This window comes from Bacillus sp. FJAT-27986, assembly GCF_001685035.1.
GTDB lineage: Bacteria > Bacillota > Bacilli > Bacillales > Pradoshiaceae > Pradoshia.
Map to the genome: position 1 here is coordinate 102605 of NZ_MAYV01000014.1, position 24544 is coordinate 127148.

General features: G+C 38.0%; 25 protein-coding genes. 15 read left to right on the plus strand and 10 right to left on the minus strand.

The window, feature by feature from the left end; genetic code table 11:
* Positions 1–20: 20 nt before the first annotated feature.
* The gene (locus A8L44_RS09215; RefSeq protein WP_066104649.1) at positions 21–1175 is read left to right on the plus strand and encodes an endo-1,4-beta-xylanase; all 1155 of its coding nucleotides are present in this window, start codon (positions 21–23) and stop codon (positions 1173–1175) included.
* A gap of 169 nt (positions 1176–1344) precedes the next feature.
* Here the strand turns inward: A8L44_RS09215 and A8L44_RS09220 are convergent, their stop codons facing one another.
* The gene (locus tag A8L44_RS09220) at positions 1345–3387 is read right to left on the minus strand and encodes an ABC transporter ATP-binding protein (RefSeq protein WP_066104652.1); all 2043 of its coding nucleotides are present in this window, start codon (positions 3385–3387) and stop codon (positions 1345–1347) included.
* A complete protein-coding gene (locus A8L44_RS09225; protein ID WP_066104653.1) occupies positions 3387–5138 on the minus strand; it encodes an ABC transporter ATP-binding protein in 1752 nt (583 codons plus the stop codon). The genes A8L44_RS09220 and A8L44_RS09225 overlap by 1 nt, the downstream gene beginning before the upstream one ends.
* A gap of 594 nt (positions 5139–5732) precedes the next feature.
* Between A8L44_RS09225 and A8L44_RS09230 the strand changes: the two genes are divergently transcribed.
* Genes A8L44_RS09230 through A8L44_RS09240 form a run of 3 tightly spaced genes read left to right on the plus strand, consistent with a single transcriptional unit; the run spans position 5733 to position 7397 of the window.
* A complete protein-coding gene (locus A8L44_RS09230) occupies positions 5733–6053 on the plus strand; it encodes a PadR family transcriptional regulator (protein ID WP_066104658.1) in 321 nt (106 codons plus the stop codon).
* On the plus strand, positions 6050–6610 hold the full coding sequence (locus tag A8L44_RS09235; protein WP_066104661.1) for an HAAS signaling domain-containing protein: 561 nt from the start codon (positions 6050–6052) through the stop codon (positions 6608–6610). The genes A8L44_RS09230 and A8L44_RS09235 overlap by 4 nt, the downstream gene beginning before the upstream one ends.
* Positions 6603–7397 (plus strand): DUF4097 family beta strand repeat-containing protein, encoded by a 795-nt coding sequence (locus A8L44_RS09240; RefSeq protein WP_066104664.1) that lies wholly within the window; start codon positions 6603–6605, stop codon positions 7395–7397. The genes A8L44_RS09235 and A8L44_RS09240 overlap by 8 nt, the downstream gene beginning before the upstream one ends.
* Positions 7398–7450: 53 nt before the next feature.
* Here the strand turns inward: A8L44_RS09240 and A8L44_RS09245 are convergent, their stop codons facing one another.
* Positions 7451–7759 carry a hypothetical protein gene (locus A8L44_RS09245; RefSeq protein ID WP_225983600.1) on the minus strand — a complete coding sequence of 103 codons (309 nt, stop codon included), beginning with the start codon at positions 7757–7759 and terminating at the stop codon, positions 7451–7453.
* A gap of 319 nt (positions 7760–8078) precedes the next feature.
* Here A8L44_RS09245 and A8L44_RS09250 point away from each other — a divergent pair, with 319 nt between their 5' ends.
* Positions 8079–8327, plus strand: coding sequence for a hypothetical protein (locus A8L44_RS09250; RefSeq protein ID WP_066104667.1), 249 nt, complete (start codon positions 8079–8081; stop codon positions 8325–8327).
* A 3-nt stretch (positions 8328–8330) separates the two neighbouring features.
* Positions 8331–8507, plus strand: coding sequence for a 3-oxoacyl-[acyl-carrier-protein] synthase III C-terminal domain-containing protein (locus A8L44_RS19475; RefSeq protein WP_077248084.1), 177 nt, complete (start codon positions 8331–8333; stop codon positions 8505–8507).
* Positions 8508–8594: 87 nt separating this feature from the next.
* On the opposite strand, the gene A8L44_RS09255 is transcribed toward A8L44_RS19475, so the two are convergent.
* Positions 8595–9389 (minus strand): SDR family NAD(P)-dependent oxidoreductase, encoded by a 795-nt coding sequence (locus A8L44_RS09255; RefSeq protein WP_066104670.1) that lies wholly within the window; start codon positions 9387–9389, stop codon positions 8595–8597.
* Between the two features lie 27 nt (positions 9390–9416).
* On the minus strand, positions 9417–10376 hold the full coding sequence (locus A8L44_RS09260; RefSeq protein ID WP_066104672.1) for an MBL fold metallo-hydrolase: 960 nt from the start codon (positions 10374–10376) through the stop codon (positions 9417–9419).
* A gap of 403 nt (positions 10377–10779) precedes the next feature.
* On the opposite strand from A8L44_RS09260, the gene proC reads away from it, so the two are divergent.
* On the plus strand, positions 10780–11628 hold the full coding sequence (gene proC, locus A8L44_RS09265; protein WP_066104675.1) for a pyrroline-5-carboxylate reductase: 849 nt from the start codon (positions 10780–10782) through the stop codon (positions 11626–11628).
* 176 nt (positions 11629–11804) lie between these two features.
* Here the strand turns inward: proC and A8L44_RS09270 are convergent, their stop codons facing one another.
* Positions 11805–12209: an NUDIX hydrolase gene (locus A8L44_RS09270; RefSeq protein WP_066104677.1), complete on the minus strand. Its 405-nt coding sequence runs from the start codon at positions 12207–12209 to the stop codon at positions 11805–11807.
* A gap of 291 nt (positions 12210–12500) precedes the next feature.
* Here A8L44_RS09270 and A8L44_RS18520 point away from each other — a divergent pair, with 291 nt between their 5' ends.
* The 4 genes from A8L44_RS18520 (at position 12501) to A8L44_RS09285 (ending at position 16884) form a co-directional block, all read left to right on the plus strand.
* Complete coding sequence (locus tag A8L44_RS18520) at positions 12501–12617, plus strand: YjcZ family sporulation protein (protein WP_077248053.1); 117 nt, start codon at positions 12501–12503, stop codon at positions 12615–12617.
* Positions 12618–12743: 126 nt separating this feature from the next.
* Positions 12744–13763: an NADPH dehydrogenase NamA gene (gene namA, locus A8L44_RS09275; RefSeq protein WP_066104680.1), complete on the plus strand. Its 1020-nt coding sequence runs from the start codon at positions 12744–12746 to the stop codon at positions 13761–13763.
* 412 nt (positions 13764–14175) lie between these two features.
* Entirely contained in the window at positions 14176–15849 is a 1674-nt protein-coding gene (locus A8L44_RS09280; protein WP_395940466.1) for a methyl-accepting chemotaxis protein, read from the plus strand.
* A gap of 600 nt (positions 15850–16449) precedes the next feature.
* Complete coding sequence (locus tag A8L44_RS09285; protein ID WP_077248054.1) at positions 16450–16884, plus strand: ferritin-like domain-containing protein; 435 nt, start codon at positions 16450–16452, stop codon at positions 16882–16884.
* A gap of 192 nt (positions 16885–17076) precedes the next feature.
* Here the strand turns inward: A8L44_RS09285 and A8L44_RS09290 are convergent, their stop codons facing one another.
* From A8L44_RS09290 to rnz, 3 genes are all read right to left on the minus strand, one after another.
* Positions 17077–17553, minus strand: a complete 477-nt coding sequence (locus A8L44_RS09290; RefSeq protein ID WP_066104686.1) for a bifunctional (p)ppGpp synthetase/guanosine-3',5'-bis(diphosphate) 3'-pyrophosphohydrolase — start codon at positions 17551–17553, stop codon at positions 17077–17079.
* Positions 17554–17773: 220 nt separating this feature from the next.
* On the minus strand, positions 17774–18688 hold the full coding sequence (locus A8L44_RS18525; protein WP_077248055.1) for a DUF4240 domain-containing protein: 915 nt from the start codon (positions 18686–18688) through the stop codon (positions 17774–17776).
* Positions 18689–18847: 159 nt separating this feature from the next.
* Entirely contained in the window at positions 18848–19765 is a 918-nt protein-coding gene (gene rnz, locus A8L44_RS09300; protein ID WP_066104689.1) for a ribonuclease Z, read from the minus strand.
* 232 nt (positions 19766–19997) lie between these two features.
* Here rnz and zwf point away from each other — a divergent pair, with 232 nt between their 5' ends.
* Both zwf and A8L44_RS09310 read left to right on the plus strand, forming a co-directional pair.
* A complete protein-coding gene (gene zwf, locus A8L44_RS09305) occupies positions 19998–21482 on the plus strand; it encodes a glucose-6-phosphate dehydrogenase (protein ID WP_066104691.1) in 1485 nt (494 codons plus the stop codon).
* 31 nt (positions 21483–21513) lie between these two features.
* Positions 21514–22131, plus strand: coding sequence for a cyclase family protein (locus tag A8L44_RS09310; RefSeq protein WP_066104694.1), 618 nt, complete (start codon positions 21514–21516; stop codon positions 22129–22131).
* Positions 22132–22188: 57 nt separating this feature from the next.
* Here A8L44_RS09310 and A8L44_RS09315 read toward each other — a convergent pair whose 3' ends face one another.
* Complete coding sequence (locus tag A8L44_RS09315) at positions 22189–22578, minus strand: thiol-disulfide oxidoreductase DCC family protein (protein ID WP_066104696.1); 390 nt, start codon at positions 22576–22578, stop codon at positions 22189–22191.
* Between the two features lie 293 nt (positions 22579–22871).
* Between A8L44_RS09315 and A8L44_RS09320 the strand changes: the two genes are divergently transcribed.
* Positions 22872–23624 (plus strand): DeoR/GlpR family DNA-binding transcription regulator, encoded by a 753-nt coding sequence (locus tag A8L44_RS09320; protein WP_066104698.1) that lies wholly within the window; start codon positions 22872–22874, stop codon positions 23622–23624.
* The gene (gene pfkB, locus A8L44_RS09325) at positions 23621–24532 is read left to right on the plus strand and encodes a 1-phosphofructokinase (RefSeq protein WP_066104700.1); all 912 of its coding nucleotides are present in this window, start codon (positions 23621–23623) and stop codon (positions 24530–24532) included. The genes A8L44_RS09320 and pfkB overlap by 4 nt, the downstream gene beginning before the upstream one ends.
* Positions 24533–24544: the final 12 nt, after the last annotated feature.

A 24544-nucleotide genomic window follows, 5' to 3' on the forward strand; every position in this document is an offset into this window, starting at 1 on the left:
AATGAAAAGGAGATTAGGACATGTCACAAAAATTAGTACGTAAGTTTCTAAGTTTCGGATTAGCTATTGCCCTTGTAACTCCTGTCGTTTCCACCGATATTGCGAGTGCTAAGCCATTAAGTGCTTTAAAAGCTTCCCCTTTATATGAAAGATACGAAGATTCTTTTACAATTGGGGCTGCTGTCGAACCTGATCAATTACAGGGCAAGAGTGGTCATGTATTAAAGCGTCACTATAACAGTATTGTCGCAGAGAACGTAATGAAGCCAATATCTATCCAACCCGAAGAGGGGAAATTCAATTTTAAAGAAGCAGATAAAATTGTGAAATTCGCCAAGAAAAATGATATGGATGTTCGTTTTCATACCCTTGTATGGCATAGTCAGGTACCTGATTGGTTCTTTATTGATAAGAACGGGAATAAAATGACCGAAGAAACCAATCCAAAACAGCGGGAGAAAAATAAAAAGCTATTATTACAGCGCTTAGAAAATCACATAAAAACGATTGTCAAAAGATATAAAAATGATGTCGACTCATGGGATGTTGTAAACGAAGTGATTGACGAATATGCATCAAATGAGCAGAAGCTGCGTGAGTCTCCTTGGTATCAAATAACTGGTACTGATTATATTAAGGTAGCATTTAAAACAGCTAAAAAATATGCAAAAAAGGATGCAAAACTGTACATTAATGACTACAACACAGAGGTGGAACCCAAAAAAACCCATTTATATAACTTAGTTGTTGAATTGCTTGAACAAAAAGTCCCTATTGACGGTGTGGGTCATCAAGCTCATATTCAATTAGGCTGGCCATCCATTGCTGAAACGGAGGAATCTATTAATCGTTTTGCCAGTCTTGGTTTAGATAATCAAGTAACCGAGTTAGATGTGAGCTTATACGGCTGGCCACCAAGACCTGCTTATCCTTCATATGAGGATATTCCAGAAGAAGAGTTCCAGCGTCAAGCTGCCAGGTATAATGAGTTATTTGAAATGTATGAGAGATTAGGAGATAAGATCAGTAACGTAACATTCTGGGGAATTGCAGATAATCATACATGGCTAGACGACCGTGCCGAGGAATATAATAATGGCGTTGGAAAAGATGCACCGTTTGTCTTTGATCCGAATTATAATCTTAAGCCTGCTTATTGGGCAATAATGGACTAGAATAGATGCCGAGATTAATTTAGTATAAGAATCCTTAGATATCTTCTTATACTATAGTAAAAGAGGAAGCTTATCGCTTCCTCTTTATCTTTTAGTTTCAGTATATACATCCTTTTAATTAACTTGTTGTTATTGTTTTATCTTTAAATGGATTTTTTTACTCAAAGGATTAACCTGCAAGTTTTCCAATCTGAAGCTCATACATTTGATAATATTTTCCTTTTAATTCCATGAGTTCATCATGGTTTCCTCTCTCCACAATTTTTCCTTTATCGAGAACAAGGATTTGGTCAGCGCTTTTAATAGTAGAAAGACGGTGTGCAATAATAAAAGTGGTTCGACCTTTCTTTAGCACTTCCATTGCTTCCTGAATTAAGCTTTCTGTTTCTGTATCAATACTGGATGTTGCTTCATCAAGAATCAGGATGGCCGGATTAAAAGCCAAAGCACGGGCAAAGGATATTAATTGGCGCTGCCCTGATGAAAGAGTACTCCCTTTTTCAACTACCGGTTCATCAAACCCATGTTCAAGATGGGCCAATACGCGGTCAGCTCCCACATCACGTAACGCTTTTTCAGCTACTTCTCTCGAAATTTTTGGATCATCAAGTGTGATATTCGAAAGGATGGTTCCAGTAAACAAATATGGATCCTGTAGAACAATTCCCATATGCTCACGCAAGGTTTGATGTGGGATATCTTTCAATTCTATCCCATCAATGCGGATAGCCCCCTCCTGATAGTCATAAAATCTGAATAACAGATTCATAATGGAGCTTTTCCCAGAGCCTGTATGCCCCACTAGGGCTATTGTTTCGCCCTGACTAGCCTCAAACTGAATATCCCTTAATACTTTTTCTCCTTCTTTATAGCTAAAAGATACATGATCAAATTCAACATGCCCTTTAAAACGTGACTTACGTTGATCCTCAACATCAATACCTTCCTCATCCAGAAGTGCAAATACACGTTCACCGGCTACCATCGCCTGTTCAAAATTTGCAAACTGATTGACAATTCCTGATATTGGGTGGAACAGACGATTTAAATAATTCACCATCGCGTATAAAACGCCAAGACTGACGACTGATTCCCCAGATGCTGCCATACCTCCGAAATACCAAATAAATAGTGTTAATGTAATAACACGCAAAGCACCTACAAGATTTCCATTTAACAAGGAATTTAATTTTTGCATTTTACTTTGGTATACATAATGCTCTGTGTTCAGTTTTTCAAATTCCTCTGTTGTTTCTTTCTCCCGCTTGAATGCCTGAATGATATTCATCCCATTTATGGATTCGTTAATCATGGCATTAATATCACTTATACGCGCCCGAATGACCCTATTATACTTTGTAGCAAATTTACGAAATAATAATGTCCATCCAACGAGCAGCGGCAGAATAATCAATGTCACCATTCCAAGCTTTACATTAAGTAAAAATAGAGCAATGATAATTCCGATAATATTAACCGTACTCGAGAAAAAGTTAGCTAAAACCCTTACATAAAGCTCCCGAATTGCTTCGGTATCATTTGTAATCCGTGCTACTACCTTTCCTGCCGGTAAATTATCAAAGTAGCGAATCGGCAGTCTTTGAATTTGAGCAAAAACGTCCTTTCGCATTGTTTGAATAATTCGATTCGCTGCTTTTTGTAAATAATAGCTCTGCCCATATTGAAAGAAGAATGCCACAACCATAATTCCGAAATACAGAGCAAGCAATTGCATTATACGGCTGATCTCCGGCTGATAAAACGCCATGATTTGTGCTCCTGACAATTTCTGAGCCTCATAGGTTGCTCTTTTTTCTCCACTAGTAATCACTAGCTGCCCATCTTTATAGGATCTCTTCCCATCAAACTCTATCGGTTGGTTTAGGAATAAAAATGTCGTCCCAACCTGTTGGATGGCAACCTCACTTCCGGTCCATTCCCCATCCTCTACATAGGCCTCACGTTTATAAGTGCTCCCCTGATAGTGAACCGCATCCTTTGTATCCTTCGTTTCTACCCATGGAGATTCAATCCCCATAATATGGTTATCTATCATGTTTTTCCCGATATAGGGTCCGATTAAGTCGGCCCCTACCGAGATGGATAACATCATTAGTGCTAGGATAATGGTTCCTTTACACTTCACTGCATATTGATATAAACGTTTTCCAGTCTTCCAACTGGATTCCGTTTGTTCCAAATGTTCGTTCATTAGGCGCTCACCTCCTTGTTCGCTTCAATTTGCTGGCGATCAAATTGTTCTTTATACCAGCCCTTCTTATTGAGCAACATTTCATGTGTGCCTTCCTCAATCACCACTCCATCATCCAGTACAATAATCCAGTCTGCATGCTGTACTGCTGATAATCTGTGAGTAGTGATTATCGTCGTTTTGTCGCTTCGTTCATTCCGAATATTTTCGATAATCGTTGTTTCTGTCTTGGCGTCCACTGCAGAGAGGGAGTCATCGAGGATCAGAATCTCCGGATCTTTAATTAACGCCCTGGCTATTGAAATCCTTTGCTTTTGTCCGCCAGATAAAGCAATACCTTTTTCCCCAACCAGCGTCTCCAGTCTGTTCGGCAGTCTCTCTATATCTTTTTCAAAATCAGCGAGGCGAACTGCTTTCCAAAACTCTTCATCAGTTGCTTCCATTTTTCCAAATAAAATATTCTCCCGAACTGTTTTAGAAAATAAAACATGATCCTGCGGTACATATCCAATCCATTCCCGGACATCCTCAAGATTTTGTTTTTCAATCGGTACATCGGATAGGGAAAGAATTCCGTTCCCAGCAGGATATTCACGGAGCAATTGTTTCACAAATGTGGTTTTTCCGCTTCCTGTTTTTCCGACGATTCCGATGGTATCCCCGCTATCGATTTTGACATTGATATCGGCTAGATTATCCACCTTTGAAGAAGGATAACGGAATACTACTTGATCAAATATAACGTTCTCTAATTCCGGGACATCCACTGGATTCGGATCGTTTTTTACATCCTCCTGAGAAGATAATGTTTCGTTCATGCGATCGAGAGAGGCATTTCCTCTTTGCATGACATTAATTAATTCCCCAATGGCGATCATCGGCCAAATCAGCATCGATAGATATACGTTAAAGGTCACAAGTTGCCCAATTGAAATGGCTTGAGCGAATACTAGATTGGCTCCATATCCAAGACTGATTAAATAACTGATACCAATAACGAATGTGATAACCGGATCAAACATGGCATCTACTTTCGTTACTTTCATGTTTTTCTCATATACATCTTCTGTCATCTCTTCAAAGCGTTTTTCATCCGCTCGTTCCTGTACATAAGCACGAATGACACGGACACCCGCGACTGATTCAAGGACCTTGTCATTTAGTTCACCAAAAGCATCCTGTGCTACTGTGAAGTGCTCATGAATTCGCTCTCCGCCCTTTTTGACTGCCCATGCCATAATCGGCAAAGGTAAGATGGCGGCAAGCGTAAGTTCCCAACTAATTGTAATGGCCATTGTTGCTAAAATCGCAATCATATATAAGGTAGAATCCATTAACGTTAAAATACCGAATCCTGCTGTAACGGATATAGATTTAAGATCATTGGTTGCTCTTGCCATTAAATCGCCTGTACGATTCTTTTCATAGAAGGTTGGTGTCATTTTTAATAAATGACCTATAAATCCTGAGCGCAGCTTCCGCTCTAAAACATACGCTCCACTAAATAACTGGTAATTCCATATATAGGTTAGTATATAGAGGGTGACCATTAACCCGATCATCCACCAAACATAGGTCATGAGTGTCTCCTGATTCATTTCACCTATACTCATGTCATCTATGGCCATCCCAACAATCATCGGTGGCAAAACCTCCAGCACATTTACGATATTCAATAACGCGATTGCGACTGTATACCGAATCCAGTGCTCTTTAAAAAACCAACCTAATTTCTTTAAAACCGAAAACATTCCATCTCCTCCTTTGTCTTAACCGAAGAACATTTTAATTGCTACGTACTGTTTGCCTGTATGTCCCTTGAGATTTTTACATTGACCACATTTGATTCCATTTTTCTTCCTCCTTTTTTGAATACAACTTAAAATTACCAACAAAAAAAAGACTGCAACGATTACGTGTTGATACTTCCTCCAATCAAAAGAAGATTCGAACGTAAAAACGTCCAATCTTTACATTTGAGTTAGACAAAAGTACTCACGGCAACGTGCAGTCTTTTCGTTTAAAACGAGTTAAATCATATTTAAACGGGAGGACTGCACAAATCTCATATCGACTCGATGATACGCTACAACAATCACTGATTTTTTCATCATACAGTCCTCCTTTCATTGATAAGTAAATTGGTAAGTCTTTACACAGATTACTACTATTTGAATTGTTAGTCAATTACAAATTTAAAATATTTTCAAAAATTTAATTGCATGTTCGCTCATTGAATTATTTTTACAAAAACATCCATACTACCTTGCATTAAACAGTACCTTGTGTAATACTATAATTACTACTATACAATGTATAATAGCGAAGGAAAGGAGGCTTTACGATTGAATGTCCAATTCAAAAAGGGCGTTTTAGAGCTTTGCGTACTTGTTATGTTAAATAACAAGGATCGTTATGGATATGAGCTCGTTCAGGGGATTTCCGATAAATTTGAAATTTCCGAAGGAGCCGTCTATCCGCTTCTCAGACGACTTACCAAAGAAGAATATTTCACGACCTATTTACAGGAATCTACAGAGGGGCCCTCTCGTAAATACTATCATCTAACAGAAAAAGGCCGGGATTACCTGAAGCAGCTGGTAAGAGAATGGCAAGCATTTTCCACAGGTGTTAATCAAATTATTGAGGAAGGTGAAGTACAGTGAATCGGGAACAATTTTTGCAACAATTATCTAACCATCTTAGCGCCCTGCCTAAAGAGGAACGCAATGACATCTTAAATGATTATAATGAGTATTTTGAAAATGGTTTATTAGAGGGAAAGTCCGAGAGTGAAATATCAGATAATCTTGGTTCTCCTGAATTAATCGCAAAGGAATTAAATATATCGAATACATTTGCCGAGATAGACAGGAAGATGACCTTCTCAAACGTCTTTGGTGCGATTGGATTAACAATTGGACTGAGCTTTCTGAATCTAATTTTTGTCCTTGGTCCTGCCATAGCTCTTGGAGGTATATTGTTAGGCGGTTGGGGGGCAAGTATCGGTCTCATATTATCACCATTCCTCCACCTGATTGGTATTATATTGGGTTTCAATCAGGCCTATGCATTTGAAGTTTTTCTTTCAATCGGGTTCAGCGGTTTAGGAATTCTCCTCTTGTTTGGCATGTATTATGTAACCATCTTTAGTTCTAAAGTGTTTATTAAATATTGCAAATGGAATGTTTCAGTTGTAAAGGGAGGTATGAAGCATGTATAAAAAGTGGCTGATTGTAGCTGGAATACTCATCGTTATTGGCTTTTCAGGAGCATTGCTGACTGCAAAATCGTTTTTTTCACTTCAAAATGAGAATGACAAACAAACGAAGCAGTTTCAAAGTTCAGAGATACAATCGATTGATGTCAATAATACCGTAGGGACAATCAAGCTGGCAGAAACATCTGGAGATGAAATTATTATTGAGACAATTGGGTCTAAAATGTCCAATCCCATAAAAATAGAAGAGAACGGTGAAACCCTGTCCATTACAAACGAGGCGGATCATACTATTTCTCTAGGTGTTAATTTTAAAAAATCATCAGAGAATATTACAGTCTATTTGCCAAAAAAACAGTATGACAGAATCTCAGCATCAAATGAAGTCGGTGAAATTACAATCTCTCAGATTAATGCAGCCCACTTAAATGCAGAATCAGAAGTTGGAAGCATTCATATAAGCGATGTATCCTCCACTTCAATAATCGCTTCTTCAGAGCTAGGGAACATTAAGATACAAAAATACAGCGGCAAGCTCCAGGTCGATAATGAAGTTGGCTCGATTGATATTTCGACGGATGAAATCACTGAACCGCTTATCGCCAAAAATGAACTTGGAGAAATCGACTTAACAATTAATCAGGATCCAAATAACATCTTAATTACAGCAGACTCTGAGATAGGCAGTAAACGAATCTTTGGCAAAAAAACCGGAAGTTATATGAGTGGGGATGGAAGCATTACAGTTCAACTGAGCACGGAGACCGGCAGTATTCGTGTTACTGATTAATGAAAAACCCGATAAAACCTTCAAGGGCTTTATCGGGTTTATTTTCAATTCTATCAAACAGCTGTTTTAGCCTGATTTTGAGCAGCATCCACAAGGATGAATACCGCTGACAACAAGTGCATAATCATTCCAATACCAGGAATGAAGCCAACAACGGACGTTACAATTCCCAGTATATTTCCGTTAGCTTTTATTCCGGCTTTATACGAAAAGACTACAATGATGATATGGAAAGCAAGCATAATAAATAAGGGTACCCATGCCATGCTTAGGATAATTGTTCCTCCAAGAACAGGTATACCTAATAATGCTTCCATACCGCCTGATACCCATTTTAAAATATTAATCATTTGACGACTCATTACTAGCCACCCTCTCTCTTATATATTTTTTAAAATATTATTCTATAATAACTATATTTACTATATACCCATTAATCTAAATATTATTAACTCTATTTTTCAATAAATATGTATTATGTTTATATAATTTTGTCTTTCTTATCTTTATGTACATCCATTTTTCCAGTAACCATCTAACACGTTGCTGCTATTATAAACCTCCTCCTGCCCTACTTCATCAATAGAACTACTCCCCATCAATTAAAATTCCAAAAAAGATAACAGCACAAGCGGTATCGCCATACATAAAGAATACCTTTTAATCGTAGATTGCAAAGATATGAAAGTAATCAATCAAGATGTAGATAAGATTATTTATCAAAAGGAAGGATTAAGTAAATCCATAAATGCAAATGCTGACAGCCAATACATTCAATTTACCCCTTTCGATGCGAGTTTTTCTGCTCAGATTATTTTTGATCTATTTGACCGTATTTTGGAGCCGAATAGCTTGAGGATATCCGATATTGCTGCATTTTGTATTTCACAATTTGCATATGGAGATAAGTTAACCATTGAACAACACTAGGATATCCAAAGCCAAAAGGTCATTTATATTGGAGATCAATATGGCTATACAGGTTCGAGCAGTCCGTTCCTCGCTTTCCATGAAGGGATACAGGATGGGCGTATTAAGCGCGGAGATTATGTTATGTTTTGGACAGTTGGTGCAGGACATCAGTTCATCGCTATGTTATGGAAATACTAATCTCTTTATATAAAATGAAACGGATCTAGCATCAAGTCGTTGCAGGAACAAAAAATCCACCTTGTTTTTTAGGTGGATTTTCTCTTATCATTTTTTATTAAACTGACTTCGCCCGAGCGTTTCAACCGTCCTCGGAATTAAACTGTAAATCTTACTTCCCGCATTCATCCAGCCTGGTGCATTAATTTCCCGCTTATTTTTTAGCATGATATTCGTGATTTTTTCTGCCAGCTTGACCGGATCAATCATCAAGCGTTCAATGTTTTTGATATACGTACCTTCTTTATCTGCGATATTAAAGAAATTGGTTTTAATCGGTCCAGGATTGACGGATGTAACAAAAACATTCTCTGTATGCATTTCCATACGTAAGGCATTTGTAAATCCAAGTACCGCATGCTTCGTTGCTGAGTAAACACTTGATTTCGGCGTCGCCATTTTCCCAGCCTGGGATGCAATATTGATAATGTGGCCTGATTTCTTTTCTGCCATCGCAGGCAGTACCATTTTCGTACAGGCAATGAGTCCAACCACATTTGTATTGATCATGGATTCTGTATCATCTAAACTTGCGTCCAACACTTTCTCGAAAATTCCAAAGCCAGCATTGTTCACCAGAACATCGGTATCTCCCACTTCATTCTTGATGTGGGCAAATGTCTGTTCAACAGCATTCCGATCGGATACATCCAATGTATATACATAAACCTCGCAATTAAAATCAGTCATTAATTCTTTACGGATTTTTTCTAATTTGTCCAAACTCCGTGCGATTAAAACCAATTTTGCTCCACTTTTAGCAGCATGTCTGGCAATTTGTTCACCTAACCCGCCTGAGGCACCCGTAATCGTAACAATTTTCCCACGAATTCGTTCATTCATGTACTTCACTTCCTCATTAATGGTCCATTATTTATTATAATACCATACGACACCATCAACCATTTCACTTTCAATTTCATGAAGACTATCTAGATAATCGAGCTGGCCCAATGTCTCAAACAATGCCAGTGCTGGATCTCTCTTAACAGCCTTCGGAAATAATTGTATAGCTAATTCCAAGACGTTCCGACGGTCTTCCCCAATGAGGCTTTTAACATGAAATGCCCGCTCATGCTGATTTTTTAAACGTTTCTCTATTAGCTGGTATGGTTCAGTAATGTCCTTTCCATGCCCTGGATATACGATTGTCAGTCTTTCATTTTGCAATCGACGCAAGCTATCATTCAGTTGCAGTTGCGGCTTCAATCTCTCCTGCTCTGCCCTTTTCGGTACCTCCAGAATCGGGTTAGGTGAAATTTTACCCAATAATAAATCTCCGCCAATCAGTGTACCTGACTCTTCATGATAGAAGGATAAGTGACCCTGTGAATGGCCAAAGGTTTCCATTGCTCTCCAACCAGGATGGCCGGGAATCCAGTCTCCTTCTTTCAAAAAATGTGTGAGGGGTTTTGAACCCGAATACGTATATAGGGACTCTACATCATTGGCATATTTCATCAATTGCGGAGGTACGCCAAATTGCTTTGCCATACTTGTAAAATAATCTTTTTGTTCCTTCATAAATGCTGGATCCCTTTTAAGATACCGCTGGTTATCTTCATGTCCATACAATGGATCTTCTTGAAATACATCAATTAATCCACAGTGGTCAGAGTGGTGGTGGGTTAATATTACCTGTTCAATATCAGATAGCCTATATCCCAGTTCCTTTAACTGCCGTTCAAGTGCCTCTTTTGCTTCCTGTGTTTTAATTCCGGCATCTACCAGAGTTAAAGCATCTCCTTTTAGAAGATACGTATTTACATCTCCGACAGCAAACGGAGTCGGTATAATAATTTTTTCAGCTACCCTTGTAATCGAACTCATCTCATTACTCCCTGTTATGTATTTTAGTAATTATTTTTACATAATTTGTATGAAAATTCCATCATAAAGTTTGAATATTCTTGACACATGAGCTATTTTTTTGCATAATTTCTATTAATATCAAATAAATATACTTATACAAGCGTTCGAGAAAGAATAGTAAATCATGTATGGCGTAAGAGAGTGAAACCCGTTGGCTGTAAGGTTTCGCCGCCCACTGATGATTGAACCTGCCTTTCGAGCTGTCAGGAAAACCTGGCCGTCCGACCGGGCGTTATCCGGTATAAAGATGCAAGCATTCTAGAGCCGAATGCTCGTAAATTAAGGTGGTACCACGGAAGAATAGCCTTTCGTCCTTTACAGGATGAAGGGCTTTTTTTATTTTTACAAAGGAGGCAGGAGCATGAATAAAAAAATTGCTTTTCTTGGAGCCGGTTCTATGGCTGAAGCATTGATTGCAGGCATTGTAAAAAAAGGGGCAACTTCACCCGGAGATCTTTGGGTCTGTAATCGGAACAATGATCCTCAACTAGAACGCTTGAAAAAAAACTATGGCGTTATTCCATGCCGCAACATGTCCTCCCTTCTATCTGACGCAGATATCATCCTGATAGCCGTTAAGCCGAAGGATGTTTATACAGTCTTACAACAAGCCAAACCTTATCTAACCAGTAAGATGGTACTTATATCTGTTGCCGCAGGAATTTCTACTCAAAGCATTGAAGCCATTTTAGAGAATACTATGCCGATTATTCGGGCTATGCCAAATACATCTGCGGCAGTTGGAAAATCCGCCACTGCTATTTCAGGGAACATCTATATGAAACCAGAGCATCTTACACTGGCTAAAGACATTTTCAATACGGTAGGAATGGTCGTTTTTACAGAAGAAGAGAAAATGGATGCCGTCACAGGCCTCTCTGGAAGCGGACCAGCATATATTTATTACTTAATTGAAGCCATGCATCAATCAGCCCAACAAATTGGTCTTAATCATCAAGAAGCTCAAACTCTGATTATCCAAACGTTAATGGGAGCTGCCGAAATGGTCCACTCCTCCGATAAATCTCCTCAAATGCTGCGTTACGAGGTAACAAGTCCAGGAGGAACTACTGAAGCAGGTATCCAAATCCTTGAACAACATGGCGTTAAGGAAGCCTTTATTAAATGCATTCAAGAGGCTACCCTCCAATCAGAGCGTATGGGTAAGGAATTAGGAAGTAAAATCAAAGAAAAAATTCTATATGAATAAAATAAATAGTTATATGATGCGCGTATCAATTACAGCACTTCTCTAAGCGCATTCAGAAAAATGGTCAATCATTAATCATCTAACGGGAGGATTATACTATCCTCTCTTTTTTTACTATCCCACTCCAGTAGGCTTTCAACATTCAGCCCAGCAAATGTTAGAATCCCGCTCTCCCCTCATACATGATGAAATAATGATTGAACTTTTAAGGCCACCTCCATTGGTCTTACGTCAATAGATGTTAACTTTTCAAGACCCACCCATATTGGCAGGTACGTTCCTCTTCCCCTTGTTTTGTTTGTATATTCATCACCTTGCCCGGTGCCTATAGTTCCAGATAAAATTTCTGCCTTGTAGAAGTATTGGTTATTTCCGTTATATTTTACTTTTGAAATACATTCATTAACATTTACACCTACCCCCAATTCCTCGATGGCTTCCCTTTTAGCTGCAGCTTCAGGTGTTTCACCATTCTCTATGCCTCCTCCAGGAAAAACATAATAAACAGAAGCATTCAAACTTCTTTTAATGAGTACTATCTGATTGTTTTCTATAATTACCACGGAGCTCCGATCTCTCATAGCCATTCTCCTCCCTGTTTACGAGTATTGTTCTTGATATTTTTTATATAAAACCATGACTTATAGCAAAATAGCTGACCTTTTAACATTCGTAACATATTAATAAGGTAAAGAGGAATTTTCATAAGCTAATTTTAAATCCATTAATTCTCGAGAGTAATGATTGCTGCAGAAATTTAGGCTGTCCCAACTTTAAATATTGTCCAATCCATCTATCACTTTAAACCATATGATGGCTATGTAATGGGAATTCGCTCCCATTATTGCAGCAATGAACAGGAGGTGTCTGTATTGAGTGATTCTTATGGTGGTAAAGGTGTAGGAAGCTTTGCTTTCGTTGTTGTTCTTTTCATCTTGTTAATTATTGTCGGTGCTTCTTATGTTGGAGGCGGCTACGGCGGTTACTAAGTAAGATAGGGGGCATGTACTCGGGGATTCCCGGGCCACATGCTCTCTTCCTTTTATTTGAAGCATTTGATTAGTCACCCCTTAATCCCAACTGTTATACTTGGTTACTGAAAGGAGTTGTCATCAATGACTAAATCATTATTATTTGAACCATATACAATTAAAAATATAACTCTTAAAAATCGGATTGTCATGTCACCGATGTGCATGTACTCCAGCTACGAACGTGATGGAAAAATACAGAACTGGCATATGACTCACTATACAAGCCGGGCTGTCGGCCAGGTTGGTTTAATCATCGTGGAAGCAACCGCAGTTACTCCGCAAGGTAGAATTTCTGATCAAGATTTAGGCATTTGGAGTGACGATCACATTGAAGGTTTACATACGCTAACTGCTATGATGAAGGAATATGGCACAGTTCCCGGGATTCAGCTCGCTCATGCAGGGCGAAAAGCTGAGCTTGAAGGTGAAATTATCGCACCTGTTTCTGTGCCTTTTAATGAAAAAATGAAAACTCCTAGAGAAATGACCAAAAAGGATATTGCCGATACAGTTGAAGCCTTCAAACAAGCCGCTATTCGTGCCAAAAAGGCAGGATTTGAGGTTATGGAGATTCATGGCGCACACGGATACTTAATCAATGAATTCCTAACTCCTGCCGTTAATACTCGTACCGATGAATATGGCGGATCGCCGGAAAATCGTTATCGATTCCTAAAAGAAATCATTACTGCTATTAAATCTGTTTTTGACGGCCCATTATTCGTCCGAATCTCCGCTAAAGATTATCACGAAGACGGATATGAACCGGAAGATTATATTCAATATGCCCGTTGGATGAAAGAAGACGGAATCGATCTTATTGATGTAAGCTCCGGTGGTGTAATGTCAGTACCGGTACCAAGCTTCCCAGGCTATCAGGTCCCAATGAGTGAGACAATCAAGCATGAAGCCAACATTGCAACTGGTGCCGTCGGATTAATCACATCTGGCGTACAAGCGGAGGAAATCTTACAAAACAACCGTGCTGACCTAATTTTTATCGGTAGAGAATTATTACGTGATCCATATTGGCCTAAAAATGCTGCCAAGGAACTGCGTGCTTCTGTTGAAGCTCCTGTGCAATACGGTCGCGGTTGGTAATTTCCTTCGATTAAATCATTGTTTTGATTTAATAAAGTACAGGAAACAAATTAAGAAAAAAGTATCGTTTCTATAGAAACGGTGCTTTTTCTTTTTTTGAACCTTAAAATTCGACAGGAGAATACAAAATAATAATGACGAGATCTTAAACTAAAATTAAATAATTACATATTGGAACAATTCGATGTAGCTGTAGATTAGTATTTTTCCTTCACATCCGTACCAAAGGGACAAACATTTCTTCAGTTTCTCTTATCAGAATTTATTTTTCACAACAATTACATTATTTTCATGTTAAGACAAAAAAATGAATGCCGATAGTTAATTGAAGACCATTGTGACTTTCCTAATTGATAGGAGGAAAAATATATTGAAAAAGAAAAAAGCTCGTTCAATCAAGATTAAATTATTGATGTTAACTTTAATAACGTTAATCATTCCTGTAATCGTTATCGGTATCAGCGTATTTTTTATCTCAAAAGATCAATTGATTGAAACAGAGAAAGAAAATCTCCAAACAAACACTGATATGACAATTGGAATGATCGGACTCTTACACCAACAAGTGAGTGCTGGTTATATTTCCTTAGAGGATGCACAGCAACAATTAAATGAAGAGATTCTGGGAGAAGAAGAGCAAGTTTATCAAGGTTATGATTTTGGAGAAGATGGAGAACTATCTGCAATCGACAAAGATGGCACTCTTACCTTACATACTAAAAACGCAGATACAAATTATAAAGACCTTAAAACAAACGGAGACAAAACAGTGGATCAGCTGATTCTTGAGAAAGGTGAGAACGGGGCTTTCATATCGTATTCTTCCAAAAAAGGTGATGTTGAAAAAATAGCTTATGTTAAAAGGGAACCTTATTGGGAATGGACGATTATATCCAGCAAACCCGTCGCAAAAATTACATCTAAATCATCTGAGCTTGCCTGGTTAGTAGCTGTAATATCAATTGGCTCTGTCATCATTGCCAGTTGTACTGCTTACTTCTTTTCTGCAAAAATAGCCAAACCGATTTCACAGGTTAGTAAAGGCCTAAATCGGATTGCGACCGGTGACTTTTCAATCTCTCCATTAAAGAATAAAAGCAAGGATGAATTAGGACAGTTGGCAAGTGATTTTAATACAATGGTGGACAATACGAAGATACTGATCACCCAGGTTAACCATTCAACTGAACAAGTTGCAAGAGCATCCGAAGAATTGACTGCAAGCTCGGAGGAAACAACTCACAGCACAGAAGAAGTATCCAATTCCATTAACCATGTTGCCGATGTGTCTGATTCCGCTAATACTCGACTTCAGGAAAGTGTACACGCTCTTGAGGAAGTGACAACCTCTATCCAGCGTCTGGCAGGTGTATCAAACGAAATCTCCGAAACAGGCAGCAAGGTCGTATCAAAAGCAAATCATGGGAATGAATTATTATCCAGGACCATTCAGCAAATAGAGTTTATTTACAAGAAAGCCACTGAAAGCGAAGAAATCCTGAAAATGCTGGATACCAGTTCCAGTGAAATCAGCAAGATTTCAGGAACTATTTCAGCCATTGCCGATCAAACAAACCTTTTAGCATTAAATGCAGCTATTGAAGCAGCCAGAGCTGGAGAACATGGAAGAGGCTTTGCTGTTGTCGCAGATGAGGTACGAAAGCTTGCTGAGCAATCTCAATCCTCGTCCAGCCAAATCGTCAACCTTATTAAAGAAATCCAGTCAAATATGGAAGGATCGATTTCATCCATGTATGAGGTAAAGGTCGAGGTTGAGGAAGGGATGTCTGTTATCAATAATACGGAAGAGGCTTTCAAGGAAATTGTGGCTTACATGGTTCAAATGGAACAAGAAGTGAATAGCATGGCCGCTTCAGTCCAACAGATTTCGGCCAGCTCCAACCTTGTATCGGATTCCATTAATCAAGTAGCAGAGGATATATCAAGTGTGTCAGTGCATACAACTAATATAGCTGCCTCTACTGAAGAACAGCTTGCAGCCACCGAAGAAATCAGCCTGTCCTCAAGCTCTCTATCCAAGCTCTCATCAGAGTTACAGGAGCAAATGGCGAAATTTAAGCTATAAAAATCTCTTATTACAATTGAAAACTTGGAGAAAATCCAATTTAAGGAAAGACCTTCAGAGAATTTGGCGTGCTGGCAACATTCTTTATGGAAGGTCTTTCTTTTTGCTATTTTATAAGGTTTGTTTCTGAGCATTAAAGATAGCTTTTTTGCTGTCTCCGTTATTCAACTAAATCCCCTTTTTTAAGTACATTTATTCACATATAAATTCTATATATTTTTTCTATGTTAAACTTTAATATTGTTTTTCCCACTTTAAATTGTTTTTTTATTGAAGCATCCCTCACCAATAAAACAACTTTAATTTCATTATTTCTTTATTGCAGATTAAGCATTTAGGTTTTTACGGAATACTTTTTCGGCTCTTGATAAATGATCCAGACGAGTCTTTCTAATCAACACTTCCCCGTCTGCCGTCTGTCGGTTTCTCCAAGCCAAATAGCAAGTGGTTGAGGTCTCAGTGTTATTATTGGTTTTCCTCTAATAAAATCGTTTCACTATTTTCAACAGCTGCTAACATTTGAGCTGTATCGATACCGCAATCTAATAATTTTCACTTTCATGGACATAGTAAAATTATTATTTTAAGGAAGTGATATGATTGGACCAAAAACAAGCGATTAAGACGCTTAACACATTCTTAAGAGGTTCATATATGGCCATTAACGCCTATGAACACTTTATAAAAAAGCTACAACATTCCTCATTAAAAGACTCGTTTATTTCGATCCAGAAAGACCTAAAAAATCACGCAATCCTTATTTCAGAGAGAATTCAAAATCTAGGTGGTACACCTATAACGAGTGAAGGAATATTTGGAAGGATTGAAGCGAAAGTTGTAAATTTGATTGAAAACTACAATTCAGAGGAAGAGATTATAAAACATGCTATTAAGGGGGAAAATATATATGGGATAAAAATGAGTGAGGACCTAGTAAGGGGGAAGTTAGATGAAGAAAGTCTTAGTCTAGTCCATAAAATCCTGGATAAAGACCGGGAACATGTGGATTATCTAAAATCTCTTCTACATTCTTAAAAGTGAATTTCTCATTCAAATTAATTTTAGTACATTTCATTTCTTCCAAGCCTAACATATATATTTAATAAAAAAATCACCTCAAATCAAGAGGTGTTTTTTTTATCAATTAAAATTTTTGCTTTCATATTCATTAATATCATTTTTCCTAATATGATTAAATAAGTTGGTTTGATATCATTGATTCCTTATTCACTTCTCTTCCAAAATCTCTATCCATTCATCATCGCTATAAATCCAAGTATCTTCTGTTAGAATTCTAATTTCTCTTTCATACTTTTCTGCACGTTGATAATCTTTTTCCTGTGGGTTAGGAATTCTGGATAAGTCTCTGTTTTCTTTTAAGTCCGCTATTTTAACTGTTCGACCAAGCTCATTTAATTTGGCGCGATATATAAATGCTCCCCTCTCTTCTCCTTCCCTTCTAGTCACAGAATCAATTCCAGCTATAATTTTTTCTGAAAAGCCATATTCTCGTAAATCATCAAAGGTAAGCTCTGTATCCTCGATGATATCATGCAACACTCCGACAATTTTCTCTTCTGCCGTGTCTAACCTATTCATTACAGCTAATGGATGATTAATGTAAGGGTTACCGCCCTTATCAAATTGATCCTTATGATACTTTTTAGCTAATTCAATAGCTAAGTCTAATAACTCCTCAGACATACTAATCCGTCCCCCATTCTTTTTTAAATATTATATTAATATTATAACTTCATTTGGAATGAAATAAGAAATGGGTCGCTTTCATTTAATCGCAGATAAAAAAACATCTCAAACAACAGAGAGTTTTTAATAACAGGTAGAAAATCTTCTCTCTCAAACGGAAGTCAATAGCACTCTTATGCATTAATACCTTTCCTAAAGAATCACCTCAAACGGCTGTTTAGCCCTTCCATCCAGCAATATTTGAGAAAGTTTCATAGCTGCAGCCGGATGTATACTCAAAATCCTTTTTCATTCTTGTTGCATAAGCATAGGAGGCTATTGATAATAAAGGTTCAAATGTTCGATTTTTATTCATCATCTCGGGATTTTTTAATGTACGCTCAAAATTTTGCTGCCCCTCTGCAACCACTGCACAACGGATATACAAAAATAAATCAACAGAAAAATTGATTGGATTATCTTCTGTATATGAATATTCTCCGATGTTTTTGGCATGCTCTCTAGTGTCTAATAGGTAGAGTTTGTAAGATAATGCTTCCTCAAATTCTTTTATATCTTTTACACTCATTTTTGATAAAGCAATAACGGCCGGTTCTAGTATATCTTCTCTCCCATTACCATTTGAATTCAGCAAGGAAATAATAGACCAAAATTCTTCATCATGCATCATCTTTTTAGGTACTTGAGCTATATTTCGATTTTCTTCCTCTTCATTTTTTTGTTCCTCTTGAACTTCTTTAATAAAATTCTCCTGATCATTCTCCCATCTCCATTCATGATAAACCTCTATTCCAATACGATCCCATTGTTCACAGAATGAATTGCATATTATAGCTTTTTCCTTTTCCGCCAAAGGAAGATTTCCTATATATATTAAATCCCGAGGAGGCTCTCCATCAACCCATACAAGGGCTCGATTATTCTTATAAAAAAAACGATTTTGACGAAGGATATAAGTTAAACAATTATTCTCAATAACAGGCAGTTCCTCACCTATATATGGAGTTGTGATAACCAGGTATGAGCCTAATTCTTGATGGTGCTTAGCAATTCTTATCGCACCAAACCGTCCATCAGGCAGTTTTACAGCAAACACATCTCCAATTAATACTTCAAACTTTTGTTTATCCAAATCGTATTCCCCCTATATATGTATACATCAATTGTATTACATTTTCTTACAAAAGGGTTTTTAATTAAAACTAGTAAAACTATGCTTATCCCAGAAATAAAAAAAGATAGCAGGACATACGCTTCCTGCTATCTCTACTATTAGTTTATCGATTTATTTTTAAAGCTTAAAAACCGAAAAATCTCTCGCTAATTCAGTATTTGCAAAAACAGCTTTGGCCTCATTAACAAGCTCTATTTCATCATCCATAGTAAATCTGGAACTGATGTGAGTGAGGATTAAACGCTTGGCACCCGCTTTTACAGCGCATTCGGCTGCCTGAATGGTAGTCGAATGAAAATAGTCAGCGGCCATCTCTTCCTGTCCCTTTTGGAAAGTAGCTTCATGAACGATGCATTCAGCGTGCAATGCCAGATTGACAGTATTTTCACACGGGCGGGTATCACCCAATATAGCAATCACTCTCCCCGGCTTAGGTGTTCCGATATAATCTCTGCCATTTATTATGCGGCCATCCTCCAATTGGACCATTTCACCTTTTTTCAGCTTGCTGTATAACGGACCGGGCGGAATTCCAGCTTCTTTTAATAAATCAGCCCGTAGTTCTCCGGGTTTATCTTTTTCGACGATTCGATACCCATAGCTTAAAATAGCATGATCTAAAGGCAATACCTCCACTCTGAATGTCTCATCCTCGAATAGCAGACCATCTTCTACTATTTCCACGAATGACAGATCATATTTTAAATGAGTTTGGCTCAAACGCAAGGACGTTTCCACATACTCTTTGATTCCTACCGGTCCGTAAATGGTCAGCGGTTCTGTCCCCCCCTGAAATGAACGGCTGCCAAGTAAGCCAGGTAGCCCATATATATGATCACCATGCAGATGCGTGATGAATATTTTCTCTATTTTTCTCGTTTTTACAGGCGTGCGTAATATTTGATGCTGAGTCGCTTCTCCACAATCAAACATCCAGCTTGCCCCTCTCTCTTCATTCATCTGCAGGATAAGCGAAGATACGTTTCGCTGCTTAGCCGGTATGCCGGCTCCTGTTCCTAAAAATACAAATTCCAATCTAATTCCTCCAGCCTATTTGAATACATCTATTTTACAGCACTCTTCCTTTTTTTTCAGCATTTGAGAAAATCCGAATACTTCCACATTTTTAATATAGCGATAAAATATTTTATTTTCTCCCTCTTTATCTGTAAACTAAGTATAGATGGAAAAAATTCAATCCATTGATAAAGAGTTGAATAAGAGATAAAATAAACTATCGTAATTACCATATAAGGAGAGGTTCTGAATGCCCACTATTGACAAACAATCAGGATTAATATTGATATTTGGGGCTACTGGAGATTTAGCGCAACGGAAACTTTTCCCTTCATTATTCCGTCTATACACGAAAGGCAGATTATCTTCAAACTTCGCCTGTATAGGAATTGGCAGACGCGAATGGACAACAGATCGTCTTAAACAACATATTCAGGAAGCGGTTGCCGATGAACATGGCACTGATTCAGAAAAGCTTGAATTTGCCGGTCATTTCTACTATCAATCACTGGATGTCAGCCAAGCGAGTGTATCATATGAAGAACTGCGTCTCTTGGCAGACCAATTGGATGAAAAATATGAGTTAAATGGAAATCGACTATTTTATCTTGCGATGGCACCGGAGTATTTTGGACCGATTGCCACAAGATTAAAAGAAGATGGATTGACCAATACAGCCGGTTATAAACGCTTAGTTATCGAAAAGCCATTCGGCCATGATTTTAAATCAGCTGAAGAGCTCAATAATCAGCTTCGTCAATCATTCTCCGAAAATGAAATTTATCGAATCGATCATTATTTAGGGAAAGAAATGGTTCAAAATATTGAAGTGATTCGCTTTGCAAATGCTTTTTTTGAACCGCTTTGGAATAATCACTACATAGCCAATGTTCAGATTACCTCTACAGAAACTCTCGGAGTTGAAGATAGAGGCAGATATTATGAGAACAGCGGTGCCTTGCGTGATATGGTTCAAAACCATATTATGCAAATTGTTTCACTGCTTGCGATGGAGGCTCCGATTAAATTAACGACTGACGAGATCCGCAGTGAAAAAGTTAAAGTACTTCGCTCCCTTCGCCCTATAAAGGAAGATGAAGTAGATCAATACTTTGTGCGCGGTCAATATGGTGAAGGTCAAGTCGGTGACAAACTTTTACCAGCATACCGTTCTGAAAATATGGTTGACCCAGAGTCCAATACAGAAACTTATGTAGCCGGAAAATTGTTATTTGAAAATTTCAGATGGGCCGGTGTACCGTTCTATATCCGTACCGGCAAGCGGCTTGCGGCGAAGTCTACTCAGATTGTCGTACAATTTAAGGACGTGCCGATGAATCTGTTTTATAGAACTGAAGAGCAGCTAAACCCTAATTTACTAGTTATTAATATCCAGCCTAAAGAAGGAATCACGCTTCACCTCAATGCTAAAAAAGGCGGAAAAACACCAGTTAAATTAAGCTTTAGGACTTCCAAATACGACCGATTCAATACCCCTGAAGCCTATGAACGCCTGCTTTTCGATGCGATGCGCGGAGATGCAACAAACTTTTCCCATTGGGATGAAGTAGCCTTGTCCTGGAAGTTCACAGATGTAATTTCTCGTGCATGGGAAAGCCAACCTGCTGGATGTTTCCCTAATTATTCATCCGGTTCAATGGGGCCAGAGAGCGCAGATGAACTGCTCTCAAAAGATGGCTTCCATTGGTGGGCAATTGAAGAAGAAGACGAGTAAATTAAAATAAAGTTGTGGAGGAGAAACCAATATGAAAATTTATGATGTTTCTATGCCAATTTACACTGGAATGCCCGTTTATAAAAATATTGAGGACAAACAGCCAGTTTTCAACACTGTAACAAACGGACATGTTACCGAATCCCGTATTACTCTTGATGCTCATGTCGGAACTCATACAGATGCCCCGCTTCATATGATGAATGACGGTGCTACTATTGAAACAATTGGACTTGAACGTCTCGTTGGTAAGTGTAAAGTATTTGATTTAACTCATGTAACAGGGTTAGTTGAAAAAGAAGATCTTGAGTCTTTGCCTATTGAAAAAGGTGACTTTATTCTTTTAAAAACAAAAAACTCTTTCGATGAAGAATTTAACTTTGAATTTATCGCGCTAGGTGAGTCTGGTGCGAAGCATGTGTCTGAGATTGGCATTAATGGAGTGGGAATCGATGGGCTTGGTGTTGAACGTGCCCAACCTGGACATCCTACTCACCGTACCCTTTTTGCAAACGATGTAATTGTTATTGAAGGCTTGCGCTTGAAAGATGTCCCTGCCGGTGAATACTTTATGGTCGCAGCACCGCTTAAATTGGTAGGCATTGATGCTGCTCCGTCTCGTGTATTATTGCTGGATGGTATGCTTTAATAAATGATTAAATCCACTTTCGCGTGCGAAAGTGGATTTTTTTTGATGTTGAACATATCATAAAAACCTTTTTCGAATTTCCGGTGAAAGCAGCATACACTGATCTTTCTTACCGAACCATTTAATTCTGTTCCTCGCAATTAAATCATACACTCTATCTCTAATAGTTCTTGGAACCAGCTTAAAGACATACAACATACTCCATAAACCCGATAAATGTTTACATATCCTTAAGGCAGCCGAAGACTTCATATAGTATTTGTGATTATCTGGTTCAAGTAAAATTAAGCTGTCTATTCCTTCAGGAACATGGTATTCCTTTAATAACTGCTGGCCTGCTTCACTCTGCAGGGAGGCAAAAACAAAAATTCCTTTCGGGTCTCTTTTAATGATAAATTGAACACTCTTATCGCAAAAATTGCATTCCCCATCAAATAATACAATCATCTTCTACTAACCCCCTTCTCAAGTTGCCCCTTCGGTTTCTATTGATAAAGTTACCCTCTTTATTGTGATATAGACAATTTTGTTACCCCAAAATATAAATTCTTCTATTTGATTATACTAAACCCATCTTATTAAATATTGGATTTTATCTAAAAACCATCTCAGGTGCTATAAAGAATTAACCCTATGATAGTTTTTAAAAACTTCATGAATCTTTTTGATTGATTTTGAATGAATTTGATTGATTTTTATTTATAAACAAATTATATTTAAACGGTAGGGAGGTGACTGGATTGCTGACTTCAGAAAGACAGCAATATATCATCGAAAAAATCAACCAAAATGGCTTCATCAAAATACAGGAGCTAGTAAAAGAATTACATACATCAGAATCCACAATTCGCAGAGACTTAAGCCAATTGGAAGACATGTCTATTTTAAAGAGAGTACATGGCGGAGCTGAACTTGTGAAAAAACGCAGCATTGAACCAACGATTCTGGAGAAATCCACTTCCAGAACAAGCGAAAAAGAAGCAATCGCCAAAGAAGCGGCGAGTATTATTGATGATGGTGATTGTATTTATCTTGATGCCGGTACTACAACCCTTGCTATGATTCCATTCATTCAAAATAAGCCCATTACCGTTGTCACAAATGGGATTATGCAGGCAGCTGCACTTCAGGAAAGCAATATTATTACGTATTTAATTGGTGGCCGCATTAAGAAATCTACAAATGCAATAATTGGCAGTCAGGCTATCAATAATATTAACAACTACCGGTTTGATAAAGTTTTTCTAGGAATAAACGGCATTCATCCAGATTGGGGCTTCAGTACACCTGACCCAGAGGAAGCTATATTAAAAAGATCAGCCATCGATTTATCGAAAGAAGCTTTTATATTAGCCGATTTCAGTAAATTTGATGAAACATCGTTTGCCAGAGTGGCTGAATTGAATCAAGCAACCATAATTACCAGCGGGATGGATTCAGCCAAATTGGCTAAGTATAAGATGAATACAAAAATAAAGGTAGTGAAATCATGATCTATACCGTAACACTAAATCCATCGGTGGATTTCATCGTAGAGGTTGATCATTTTCAACTTGGTGGCTTAAATCGAATGAGTAAAGAAGCTAAATATCCAGGAGGAAAAGGAATAAATGTTTCACGTATCCTCTCCCGAATCGGTTCAAAAACAACTGCACTTGGTTTCAGCGGTGGATTTCCGGGTAGATTCATTCTCGATGCTTTAAGAAAAGAGAGCGTACCTGAAGATTTTATCGATGTTGATGAAGATTCCCGAATCAATATAAAGCTAAAAACTGGGCAAGAAACTGAAATCAATGGATTAGGGCCATACATAAGCGCCGAAAAAATGGATGAACTCCGTCAAAAGCTTTCAAACATGACCAAAGAGGATATTCTTGTTTTGTCAGGCAGCATCCCTCCTTCCATTTCACCAGATTTGTATCAGCAGTTAACAAGGGAATATGCAGCACAAGGCATACAGGTAGTAGTAGATGCAAGCGGAAAAACCTTACTCGATGTTGTAAAAGAACATCCTTTTCTTGTGAAACCAAATCATCATGAACTTGGAGAACTATTCGATACGAAAATAGAAACAACCAAGGAGGCCATTCAGTACGGTAGCATTCTTGTTGAGCAAGGTGCTAAAAACGTGATTGTTTCTATGGCAGGCGATGGAGCTTTACTTATTAATCGTGATGGAGTTTATACAGCTACGATTCCAAAAGGTGATGTAAAAAACTCTACTGGCGCAGGCGATTCTTTAGTAGCTGGATTTATCGGGAAGTGGGACCAAACGAAGGATATACAAAAAGCATTTCAATATGGAGTTGCCTCTGGAAGTGCAACAGCATTCAACTACGACCTTGCCGAAAAAGAACATATCGAAGCTCTTCTCCCGCAAGTTGAAATTCAAAAACTATAAGGAAGTGAAACC

What these genes read in the sequence shown, in the direction of transcription:
- pfkB (WP_066104700.1), top strand. Translation starts at nt 23,621, where the DNA reads ATGATCTATACCGTAACACTAAATCCATCGGTGGATTTCATCGTAGAG.
- A8L44_RS09280 (WP_395940466.1), top strand. Translation starts at nt 14,176, where the DNA reads ATGTTAACTTTAATAACGTTAATCATTCCTGTAATCGTTATCGGTATC.
- A8L44_RS09270 (WP_066104677.1), bottom strand. Translation starts at nt 12,209, where the DNA reads ATGAGAGATCGGAGCTCCGTGGTAATTATAGAAAACAATCAGATAGTA.
- A8L44_RS09315 (WP_066104696.1), bottom strand. Translation starts at nt 22,578, where the DNA reads ATGATTGTATTATTTGATGGGGAATGCAATTTTTGCGATAAGAGTGTT.
- A8L44_RS09310 (WP_066104694.1), top strand. Translation starts at nt 21,514, where the DNA reads ATGAAAATTTATGATGTTTCTATGCCAATTTACACTGGAATGCCCGTT.
- A8L44_RS09260 (WP_066104672.1), bottom strand. Translation starts at nt 10,376, where the DNA reads ATGAGTTCGATTACAAGGGTAGCTGAAAAAATTATTATACCGACTCCG.
- A8L44_RS09225 (WP_066104653.1), bottom strand. Translation starts at nt 5,138, where the DNA reads ATGTTTTCGGTTTTAAAGAAATTAGGTTGGTTTTTTAAAGAGCACTGG.
- A8L44_RS09255 (WP_066104670.1), bottom strand. Translation starts at nt 9,389, where the DNA reads ATGAATGAACGAATTCGTGGGAAAATTGTTACGATTACGGGTGCCTCA.
- proC (WP_066104675.1), top strand. Translation starts at nt 10,780, where the DNA reads ATGAATAAAAAAATTGCTTTTCTTGGAGCCGGTTCTATGGCTGAAGCA.
- namA (WP_066104680.1), top strand. Translation starts at nt 12,744, where the DNA reads ATGACTAAATCATTATTATTTGAACCATATACAATTAAAAATATAACT.
- A8L44_RS09245 (WP_225983600.1), bottom strand. Translation starts at nt 7,759, where the DNA reads ATGAGTCGTCAAATGATTAATATTTTAAAATGGGTATCAGGCGGTATG.
- A8L44_RS09240 (WP_066104664.1), top strand. Translation starts at nt 6,603, where the DNA reads ATGTATAAAAAGTGGCTGATTGTAGCTGGAATACTCATCGTTATTGGC.
- A8L44_RS09290 (WP_066104686.1), bottom strand. Translation starts at nt 17,553, where the DNA reads ATGTCTGAGGAGTTATTAGACTTAGCTATTGAATTAGCTAAAAAGTAT.
- A8L44_RS09250 (WP_066104667.1), top strand. Translation starts at nt 8,079, where the DNA reads ATGAAAGTAATCAATCAAGATGTAGATAAGATTATTTATCAAAAGGAA.
- A8L44_RS09220 (WP_066104652.1), bottom strand. Translation starts at nt 3,387, where the DNA reads ATGAACGAACATTTGGAACAAACGGAATCCAGTTGGAAGACTGGAAAA.
- zwf (WP_066104691.1), top strand. Translation starts at nt 19,998, where the DNA reads ATGCCCACTATTGACAAACAATCAGGATTAATATTGATATTTGGGGCT.
- A8L44_RS09215 (WP_066104649.1), top strand. Translation starts at nt 21, where the DNA reads ATGTCACAAAAATTAGTACGTAAGTTTCTAAGTTTCGGATTAGCTATT.